This is a genomic window from Endozoicomonas atrinae (genome assembly GCF_001647025.1).
Taxonomy (GTDB): Bacteria; Pseudomonadota; Gammaproteobacteria; order Pseudomonadales; family Endozoicomonadaceae; genus Endozoicomonas; species Endozoicomonas atrinae.
Map to the genome: position 1 here is coordinate 1 of NZ_LUKQ02000208.1, position 9,586 is coordinate 9,586.

The 9,586-nt window shown below is 46.9% G+C and carries 7 protein-coding genes; 1 reads left to right on the forward strand and 6 read right to left on the reverse strand.

Features of this window, described 5'->3' with window-relative positions; genetic code table 11:
* Positions 1–156: 156 nt before the first annotated feature.
* Positions 157–1,059 (reverse strand): AAA family ATPase, encoded by a 903-nt coding sequence (locus AK963_RS21265; protein ID WP_066017432.1) that lies wholly within the window; start codon positions 1,057–1,059, stop codon positions 157–159.
* Between the two features lie 62 nt (positions 1,060–1,121).
* A complete protein-coding gene (locus tag AK963_RS21270; protein ID WP_066017433.1) occupies positions 1,122–2,330 on the reverse strand; it encodes an O-succinylhomoserine sulfhydrylase in 1,209 nt (402 codons plus the stop codon).
* A 321-nt stretch (positions 2,331–2,651) separates the two neighbouring features.
* Here AK963_RS21270 and AK963_RS21275 point away from each other — a divergent pair, with 321 nt between their 5' ends.
* Positions 2,652–3,455 carry a 5'-3' exonuclease H3TH domain-containing protein gene (locus AK963_RS21275; protein ID WP_066017434.1) on the forward strand — a complete coding sequence of 268 codons (804 nt, stop codon included), beginning with the start codon at positions 2,652–2,654 and terminating at the stop codon, positions 3,453–3,455.
* 27 nt (positions 3,456–3,482) lie between these two features.
* Here AK963_RS21275 and purF read toward each other — a convergent pair whose 3' ends face one another.
* The 4 genes from purF to AK963_RS21295 form a co-directional block, all read right to left on the reverse strand.
* Entirely contained in the window at positions 3,483–4,985 is a 1,503-nt protein-coding gene (purF, locus tag AK963_RS21280; RefSeq protein ID WP_066017435.1) for an amidophosphoribosyltransferase, read from the reverse strand.
* A 427-nt stretch (positions 4,986–5,412) separates the two neighbouring features.
* Positions 5,413–5,907 (reverse strand): CvpA family protein, encoded by a 495-nt coding sequence (locus tag AK963_RS21285; protein WP_066017436.1) that lies wholly within the window; start codon positions 5,905–5,907, stop codon positions 5,413–5,415.
* A gap of 113 nt (positions 5,908–6,020) precedes the next feature.
* Positions 6,021–7,775: a polysaccharide biosynthesis protein gene (locus AK963_RS21290; RefSeq protein WP_238593808.1), complete on the reverse strand. Its 1,755-nt coding sequence runs from the start codon at positions 7,773–7,775 to the stop codon at positions 6,021–6,023.
* 461 nt (positions 7,776–8,236) lie between these two features.
* Positions 8,237–9,412, reverse strand: coding sequence for a DegT/DnrJ/EryC1/StrS family aminotransferase (locus tag AK963_RS21295; RefSeq protein ID WP_066017437.1), 1,176 nt, complete (start codon positions 9,410–9,412; stop codon positions 8,237–8,239).
* Between the last annotated feature and the right edge of the window lie 174 nt (positions 9,413–9,586).

A 9,586-nucleotide genomic window follows, 5' to 3' on the forward strand; every position in this document is an offset into this window, starting at 1 on the left:
GAAAATCAACATCATTAAAACCTTCGGGTAGCTGTGGTCGACGAGACATCTGTTCTAGATAATGCATGGTAATGATGCCTAAGCATAGTTGGCGGCAGCTTAAGGATTTAGAAAATGCGATTGGTATAAAGAGTGAGCCTTTCATTGGAGAAATACTCAAGCCATTGCATTAATACGGCCAAGGAGTTCACCTGGCGATATGCCCTGTTTCTGCATGGTCAGCCGGTGAGTGGCTACCGGGACAAACACAGCCTGAATATCTTCCGGAATCAGGTAATCCCTTCCGTCTATGTAGGCCCAGGCCCGGGCTGCCTGTAACAGTGCCAAACCGGCTCTTGGTGATAAACCAACGGCAAAATAACCCTCTTCACGGGTCGCCTTCAGTAATCGCAGTACATAATCCAGCAAGAGATCACTGGCATGGACCTTATCGACGTCCTGCTGCATCACCAGGAACTCTTCAGGTGTCACCGACTGACCCAGCTGGCTGACAAGAAATCGGCCAGCTTCTCCCCGGAGAATGGCTTTTTCTGAATCTGTATCCGGGTACCCCATGGAAATACACATCAAAAAGCGATCCATCTGGGACTCAGGTAGAGGAAATGTTCCCTGTTGTGTTAACGGATTCTGCGTGGCAATCACAACAAAAGGCTCCGGCAGCAACCTGGCCTGCCCTTCTATGGTCACCTGTCGTTCTTCCATGGCTTCCAGCAGTGCACTCTGGGTACGAGGTGAAGCGCGGTTAATTTCATCAGCCAGAAGCAGCTGAGAAAAAACAGGGCCAGGCTTGAACTGGAATTCGGATGAATCCCGATCAAAAATAGAAACGCCCAGAATATCGGCTGGCAACAGGTCACTGGTAAACTGGATTCGTTGATAGTCCAACCCCATCAACCGGGCCAGGGACAAAGCCAGCGCTGTTTTACCCATACCTGGCAGGTCGTCAATTAACAGATGGCCTCGAGCCAACATGCAGCATAACCCCAACCTAAGTTCCCGATCTTTTCCCCGAATAACACCAGACAGCGCGTCCAGAGAATTCCGCAGCGTTGAATTCATAAATAACGGTTCCAGCCTTATTCTTATTAATGGTGCTACCCTTGGACAGCACCACACTGGGCTTACAACAACTGCTTGAGTCCCTTTTCCAGATCGGATTTGAGGTCCTCTATATTCTCAAGACCAACGGCAATACGAACCAGACTTTCCGTAATGCCTGACTTCATTTTGTCTTCGTCAGATAAACGACAATGCGTCGTTGTTGCCGGATGGGTGATGGTCGTACGGGTATCACCCAAATTGGCAGTACGGGACATAATCTGAACACTGTCAATAACTGTCCAGGCAGACTCCCGGCCACCTTTCACTTCAAAAGCCAGTACACCACCAAAACCTTTCTGCTGTTTCTTTGCCAGCTCATGGCCCGGGTGGGATTTCAATCCAGAATAATGGACACGCTCTACAGCCTGATGCTGACTGAGCCAGGAAGCCAACTCAGAGGCGTTTCGACAATGAGCATCCATACGCACAGGCAGTGTCTCAAGCCCTTTATAAAACACCCAGGCATTGAAAGGACTCATGGTTGCCCCTGCCGCCCGCTGCCATAAGTGAACTTCATCCACGAGCTTTTTCCTGCCAACGACCATGCCACCCAGACAACGTCCCTGACCATCAATGTACTTTGTGGCCGAATGCACCACCAGATCTGCGCCAAAAGACAGTGGGCGCTGCAGGGCCGGTGTACAGAAGCAGTTATCGACCATAAGTAATGCGTCGTTACTGTGGGCAATAACAGCCAGAAGCTCAAGATCAGCAACGTCACTCAATGGATTAGAAGGGGTTTCCAGAAAAAGAAGGCGGGTTTCTGGTGTCATCGCTTCACGCCACTGCTGATAGTCCACCAGATCAACAAATGTGGTTTTCACTCCGAATTTTTCAAAATACTTGGCAAAAATAGTGAATGTTGTGCCAAATACATTGCGGGAACAAATAACATGATCACCACTTTTCAGCAGAGACATACAGGTGCCAAGAATAGCGGCCATACCGGAAGCAGTGGCGCACGCCGTAATTTCCCCATCAACACCACTGCCTTCAAGCACCGCCATACGCTCTTCCAGCATCTGAACAGAAGGGTTGGTATAACGGGAGTAGACATTACCTGGTTCATCCCCTGCAAAGACAGCCTGAGCCTGGGCAGCACTGTCATAGACAAAACTTGAACTCAGATAAATGGCTTCGCTGTGCTCACGCTGGTCGCTGCGAAATGAACCTGCCCGGATAGACTGAGTTTCAAATGCCAAAGCCTCAGTCAAATCATGATCATTCATGGAACTTCCTGAATTACTGCGTATTTTTTGTGATTGAAGTAGCTGGTCATATGAAATCACATATTTCTGGCTTCTTGGGCAGGTGCTATACAAGGCACAACGCAGGGAGCATAGACGTAGCTATGTGACCAAAGTTGTAACGCAGGAGAGTGGCTGTTCAAGGAGTTAGAAATATATGAATTCCATATGATTAGCTACTTACTTATACCTATGCCAGTCCGTTAACATACCAGAAGACAGATCAAATCCACAGCATGCCTTGAGCAAATTTCCGTTATCATTGTCAAAAGTAAATAATGACCACTGGAATTAACCGATAATATGGCACCAACGCTACTTCTGATTGATGCTCTAAACCTGATACGTCGCATCCATGCTGCAATCCCTTCAAGGGACCCTCAAGCCGATGAAAGCCAACAGGTGGATGGTGCCTTATCCGCAACAGTTTCATCGGTACAAAGAGCCATTAAAGAGTGCAACCCAAGCCATATTTTAATTGTATTTGATGGCGATCCACCCACCTGGAGACATCAGCTACTGCCTGGCTATAAAGCTCAACGCAAGCCCATGCCAGCGGTTTTACGTCAGAGGCTGGTTGAATTCAATAATGCATTTCGCAACTTGGGGCTGATGACCTTTCGTCGTAATGGCATAGAAGCTGACGACGTGATTGGCGCCATTACCCACAAGGCCATTGCGGTCAAAGTAAAAACGGTGATTCTGTCAACGGACAAGGCTTACCGGCAGCTGCTGGATTCGCCACTGGTCTTACAAAGGGATCACTTCCAGAAAGAGAATTTTGACAGATCCTCTGTCAGTACAGAGTATGGAATCCCCCCCGAGAAATTACTGGACTACTGGGGTATTGCGGGTGTTGGTGATATTCCTGGCGTGGAAGGTGTAGGAAAGAAAGGAGCGAGTGAGCTACTCAACCGCTTTGGTAGTTTAAAGGCGATATTCGAGTCTGAAAGGGAACATGAGGAGAAAGCGAAAGGCGCACTGAAAAAGGTGCTGACTCAGAGGGAACAAGCCGAGTTATCAGTACGTTTGGCTACGTTGCAATATGATGTGGAGCTGGGCCTGAGTTTAAAAGACCTGAGATATCGGGAGGCTGTCCAGGGTTAGACAGCCTTACCTGAAAATTAAAGTGAGTTAGATTTCCCCTTCATTGTGCAGATCAATAATGTCGCTCTCAGCCTGACGACTATCATCATTTCGGCTGGAAGCCAGCTGTTCCAGATAATGATCATCAATATTACCGGCCACATAACGACCATCAAACACGGAACAGTCGAAATCTTCTATGCTCGGGTTGAGAGAGGAAACCGCTTTCTTAAGGTCTTCCAGATCCTGGAAAATCAGTTTATCGGCACCGATCTGTTCACAAACCTCCTGATCAGTACGACCATGGGCAATCAGCTCTTCCCGGGTAGGCATGTCAATGCCGTAGACATTTGGATAACGAATAGCAGGAGCCGCTGAACAGAAATATACCTTCTTTGCTCCTGCATCTCTGGCCATTTCAATAATCTGCTCACAGGTCGTTCCACGGACAATGGAATCATCAACCAGAAGCACATTCTTGCCGGCAAACTCCTGATCAATGGCATTCAGCTTCTGGCGAACAGATTTCTTGCGAATGGCCTGACCGGGCATGATAAAGGTTCGGCCAATATAGCGGTTTTTAACAAATCCTTCCCGGTAAGGCAGCCCCAGGCGGGTTGCCATCTCAAGAGCAGAATTTCGACTGGTATCCGGAATAGGCATGACGACATCAATATCATGATCAGGCCATTCACGGAGAATTTTATTGGCCAGCGTCTGCCCCATGCGCAAACGGGACTGATAGACAAAAATACCATCTACGCTGGAATCCGGCCTGGCCAGATAGACGTACTCGAACATACAGGGAGTAAGTTTACCGGGCACACACTGGAAAGTATGAAGTTGACGCTGCTCGTCAATATAGATGGCTTCCCCCGGAGCAACATCCCCAATCAACTCAAAGTCGAGGGCATCAAGCGCCACCGATTCTGAGGCCAGCATATATTCAGTACCGTTCTCCGTTTCCCGCTTTCCATATACCAATGGGCGAATACCATGAGGATCCCGGAAACCGACCATGCCATGGCCATTCATCAAGGCAACAACCGCAAAGCCTCCTTCGCAGCGCTCGTAAACACCTGTTACCGCATTAAAAACATCTTCTGCCTGTGGCTTATGTTTGCCCTCTTTCGCCAGCTCATGGGCGAAAACATTCAATAGAATTTCAGAGTCAGAGTGGGTATTGATATGGCGGAGGTCACTTTCAAACAGCGACTGCTTGATATCATCCGCATTGGTAAGGTTGCCGTTATGGGCTAAAGCGATGCCATAAGGGGAGTTTACATAGAACGGCTGTGCTTCTGCTGAGCTGGAAGTCCCCGCAGTCGGGTATCGAACATGCCCGAGGCCTGAGCAACCACTAAGTCGCTTCATGTGACGAGTACGAAAGACATCCTTCACCAGACCGTTATCTTTGCGCAGGAAAAAACGGCTATCATCAAGAGTCACCATCCCCGCAGCGTCCTGCCCCCTGTGTTGCAGCACAGTCAGCGCATCGAACAACAGCTGGTTAACATTCACCGTTGCCGAAATACCGACAATTCCACACATGTACTCATCCTCAGGATTGATCAGCTAAATCAAGTAGCAGGCCCATATGGACTCAAACATTTCTGACTACAGCTGCTATGCAAGCCACAACGCAGGAAGCATAGCTGTAGCTATGTGACCGAAGTTGTAACGCGGCAGAGTGCCTGGACAGTGAGTCAGAAATATAGATTTCATAGGGCTAGTTACTTATATATTCAGTGCCAGCGACTGGGCGTCCTGCCAGTTCAATCGAATTTGCCTGTTCCCTGCACTTTCAGTCAGCCTCTCAGTCGGGCAACTGTAAAGGCTTGAATCATACGCTATTTAGCAGGTTAACTGGAACAGTAGATGGTAAAAGGCCGGATAAAGTTCAAAATTACCCGGCCTTATGCTTAGGAGTATGGAAAGGGAAAGAGAGAGGAATAGTTTCTGGCAGGCGCTAGCCAGACTAGCTTTGCATCAGGGGTCCCATAAGATCAACAACCGTTTGTTTGGACCAGTCGGCCAGCAGCATAAAATGGGGCAAAAGCACAGACTGCTTCCAGGCCGGATCCTGCTCCAATGGTGCCAGCGTCAGCAAGCCAACGAGAATCGTCACCAGCAAACAGCCGCGCAAACCACCAAAAGCCATGCCCAGAATACGGTCGGTCCCTGAAAGCCCTGTCACCTGAACCAGTTCAGCGATTATACGATTGATCAACGCGCCAACCATCAGTGTTGCAACAAACAGCAAAGCACAGGCTGCCATAACACGTACCGAAGGTGTCGCAATGTAGTCTGTGAATCGTTCTGACAGTGCTCCGCCAAAAGACCAGGCTACAAAAATCGCTGCCAGCCAGGTCAACAGGGAGAGAATCTCTTTAAAAAAACCGCGCTTTAAACTGATAAGCGCGGAGATAATAACAACACCGGCGATCAGCCAGTCGATCCAGGTAAAGGTCAATGTAATACCAAGCCAGCTTACTCTATTCGTGCAAGCCCCTTATATATGAATACACAGTGTATGCAGCCTCTCACTTGATGATGAAAAGCCCGTATTGAACAATAACATAGAAGCTACGATTCAGCAGTCTCAAGCTGGTCGGACTTCTTGATATTTGTGCTTTGGTTAGAAGACAAAAACAGCCAATCGACCAATACACTGTCTGGAGTAAAGCCTGAAACGAAGTCTACCATGATACTTCTTGCCTGATCGTAGTCGTGGCTCTCAATGGAGAGCAAGATTCTCTCAATCCCCTGAGTTAATATCTTCCAGTCAGTACTCTCTTCCATTGCTCGATATATCAAGGGATGACTGGTGTCACTGACATTGTCTCCAATCAAAAGCTCCTCATAGAGTTTTTCCCCGGGCCTCAAGCCAGTGTATTGGATTTCAATGTCCCCCTCTGGGTTATCATTATTCTTTTCAAGAAATCCAGACAACCGAATCATATGTTTCGCCAGATCAGCAATTTTAACGGGTTCACCCATATCCAAGAGAAAAACATCCCCACCCGCCCCCATGGACCCAGCCTGAATAACTAACTGAGCCGCTTCAGGAATCGTCATAAAGTATCGGGTAATTTCCGGGTGGGTAACGGTGACAGGTCCACCAGAGCGGATCTGCTCACGAAACAGAGGAATAACCGAACCACTGGAGCCAAGCACATTGCCAAAGCGAACCATGGTAAAACGTGTCTGATTTTCTACAAATTGATGCTGCTGCCTACCAAACATTTTCGCATGCATCAGTTCCACTTTTTCTTGAGTACTGAAAGCCTGTAATACCTGCTCAGCAAAACGTTTGGTAGCCCCCATGACATTGGTAGGGCGCACAGCCTTATCCGTGGATATAAGAACAAAGTTTGCCACCTTACCCACCATCGCAGCCTGTGCGGCATACAATGTGCCCATAATATTATTTCTCACGCCCTGAGAAATATTATGTTCAACGATAGGAACATGCTTATAAGCAGCAGCATGGTAAATTGTATCAACCTTATAGGCACTGATGACATCCAGCAGGCGACGGGGGTCATTAACTGATCCCAGGACTGAGACCAGATTAAAACTCAAACCGGAATGCTCTTTTAACTGCATAATTTCCTGTTCAATTCGATACAGGTTGTACTCAGAGTGATCAAAGACAACAAGGCTTTTGCACTCAAGCCTAGCTATCTGACGGCATAGTTCAGAGCCAATTGAACCTCCAGCCCCAGTAACCATCACATTCAAGCCATGAATACATTGGTTCAATAATTGACTGTCAGGCTGAACTGGATCCCTACCAAGAAGGTCACCGATTTCCACCTCCTTGATATCCTGAATTTTAAGACGACCACTGACCAGATCATCCATACCTGGCATCGTCATTACAGGAATATTCAATGCTTCCAGATCACGAAGAATAGACTTACGCTTGGATTCTGATAACGAAGGCATTGCCAGTAATACCTGATCAACGAAAGCTTTCTCAACCAGTTCGGGCAATTTACTGCTATGGTGTACTTTTCTTCCATAAACCGTTCTTCCAACCATGGCACTGTCATCATCAAGGAAGACAACCGGCCTGAACTCCCAACCACGATCCAGAGCAGAGATCAGCTGACAACCTGCCTCCCCTGCCCCATAAATTGCTACAGGTTTCCCTCGTTTGACCTGATCAGGTTTACCAGCAATCGAAAAAGGGGTCAGTAGAATATCTTTGAGCTTATGTCCTGCAAGCCAGTATCGGGCTCCATATCTGGAGATGCCAAGCATGAAAAGCAGAATAAATCCAAAGAGAAAAGGAATACTTCTGGGTACAGCCCACCCAAGAACATAGGTAGACAATATTATACCCGTAACAGACAGTACCGTTGCTCGTAAAATCGTCAGAGTAACCTGTGGCCCTACAAACCTAAGTACTGCTCGATATAGCCCCATTCGTATATTGATGGGTAAACAGATAACCGGACAGAGAAGGCATAGTTGAAAGAATAAGGCCTTGTGATTTACAAAGTCCTGCATACCCAAACGAACAACAAAGGCAGAAAAAAGTGCCAGCCATATGATCAGAATATCTATCATGAGACTGATAAGACGCTTTTTTGTTCGGGACAGGGAAATTAATCTGTTTCTGAGCATATAGCTATTAACACGATCTTGAGAGCGGCGTTGAAGCTTGCAGCCTTTCAGGCTGCAAAACACATGAAAAAATAACTTCAGGAGGAGAGTACGATAGTAAGATGAGATACTTCAAGAAAAACAAAAAAACGTGATGTATCAACTCTATACACAAGAGATCGACAAAATTAAGCTTGAGCTTCCGACAACACTTGACTGATAACCTCACATGTCTTGCTAATCTCATCATTCGTCAACGTAGGATGCACTAAAAACATCAGGCTGGTCTCACCCAGCTCTTTTGCCACAGGCAAACGTTCCTGGGGCCTGAACTCATTATTATCAAAGGCTTTCTCCAGATACACTTCAGAGCATGAGCCTTGATAACAAGGCACCCCCTTCGCCTCAATTTCGCTAATCACTCTATCTCTGGACCAATCTTCACGCAGATATTCAGGGCGAATAAATACATAATGCTTATAGCAGGCATGTTCTATATCAACTGGAACATCAAAAACTCTTATTGCCTGAAATTGACGACAGGTTTCATCAATTGCCAAGGCATTCGACTGGCGTCTGGCAGTCCATTCTTTCATTCGTCGTAACTGGATACGACCAATAGCCGATTGCATTTCTGTAATTCGCCAGTTGGTTCCAAAAGTCTCATGAACCCATCGAAAACCTGGTGGATGCTCTCGGTTATACACTGCATCATAAGACTTTCCATGATCTTTGTAAGACCACATTTTTTGCCATAAATCAGCATCATTTGTGGTAACCATGCCTCCTTCACCACCTGTGGTCATAATCTTGTCCTGGCAAAATGACCAGGCACCAATATGACCAATAGAGCCTACTGAGCGGCCTTTATAACGAGCACCATGAGCCTGAGCACAATCTTCTACAACCCAAATACCATGTTCGGCCGCAAGCTCCACAATCGGGTCCATATCGCAGGGCATACCAGCCAGATGAACGCAGACAATTGCCTTTGTGCGATTGGTAAGGGCAGAGCGAATGGTCTCTGCCGTAATATTTTGGCTATTCCGATCAACATCGGCAAAGACTGGAGCTGCCCCAGAATTGACAATACTACTGACTGACGCGAGAAATGTTCTGGAGGTAACAATAATCTCATCACCCTGTCCAATATTAAGCGCATGAAAAGCCAGGTCTAACGCTAAAGTGCCATTAGCAAGCGCGATGGCGTGTTCAGTTCCACAAAACTGAGCAAACTCACGTTCAAACTCTCGACCTTCATTACCCGTCCAATAGTTAACTTTATTGGATAAGAGGACACGACTAACCTCGTCAGCCTCTTCCTGAGTAAATGAAGGCCAAGGAGAAAATTTGGTATTAAGCATCTTAGGAATACTATAAAAAATTAATTAAGAAACCATGAAGGTTGTATTGTCATCACCGGCGTAAAAAGTCCTCAAAACACCAGTCCAAAATGACCTGTCGTTAAGTATAGCTTTTTGGGGTGGTCTGCAAGTCTGATAGTTCCAGAAAGTTAAATATTTTACTAAGCTGACTCT

Bases quoted from the DNA above. Each gene is read 5' to 3' on its own strand.
- AK963_RS21270 (WP_066017433.1), bottom strand. From the start codon at position 2,330: ATGAATGATCATGATTTGACTGAGGCTTTGGCATTTGAAACTCAGTCT.
- AK963_RS21295 (WP_066017437.1), bottom strand. From the start codon at position 9,412: ATGCTTAATACCAAATTTTCTCCTTGGCCTTCATTTACTCAGGAAGAG.
- AK963_RS21275 (WP_066017434.1), top strand. From the start codon at position 2,652: ATGGCACCAACGCTACTTCTGATTGATGCTCTAAACCTGATACGTCGC.
- purF (WP_066017435.1), bottom strand. From the start codon at position 4,985: ATGTGTGGAATTGTCGGTATTTCGGCAACGGTGAATGTTAACCAGCTG.
- AK963_RS21265 (WP_066017432.1), bottom strand. From the start codon at position 1,059: ATGAATTCAACGCTGCGGAATTCTCTGGACGCGCTGTCTGGTGTTATT.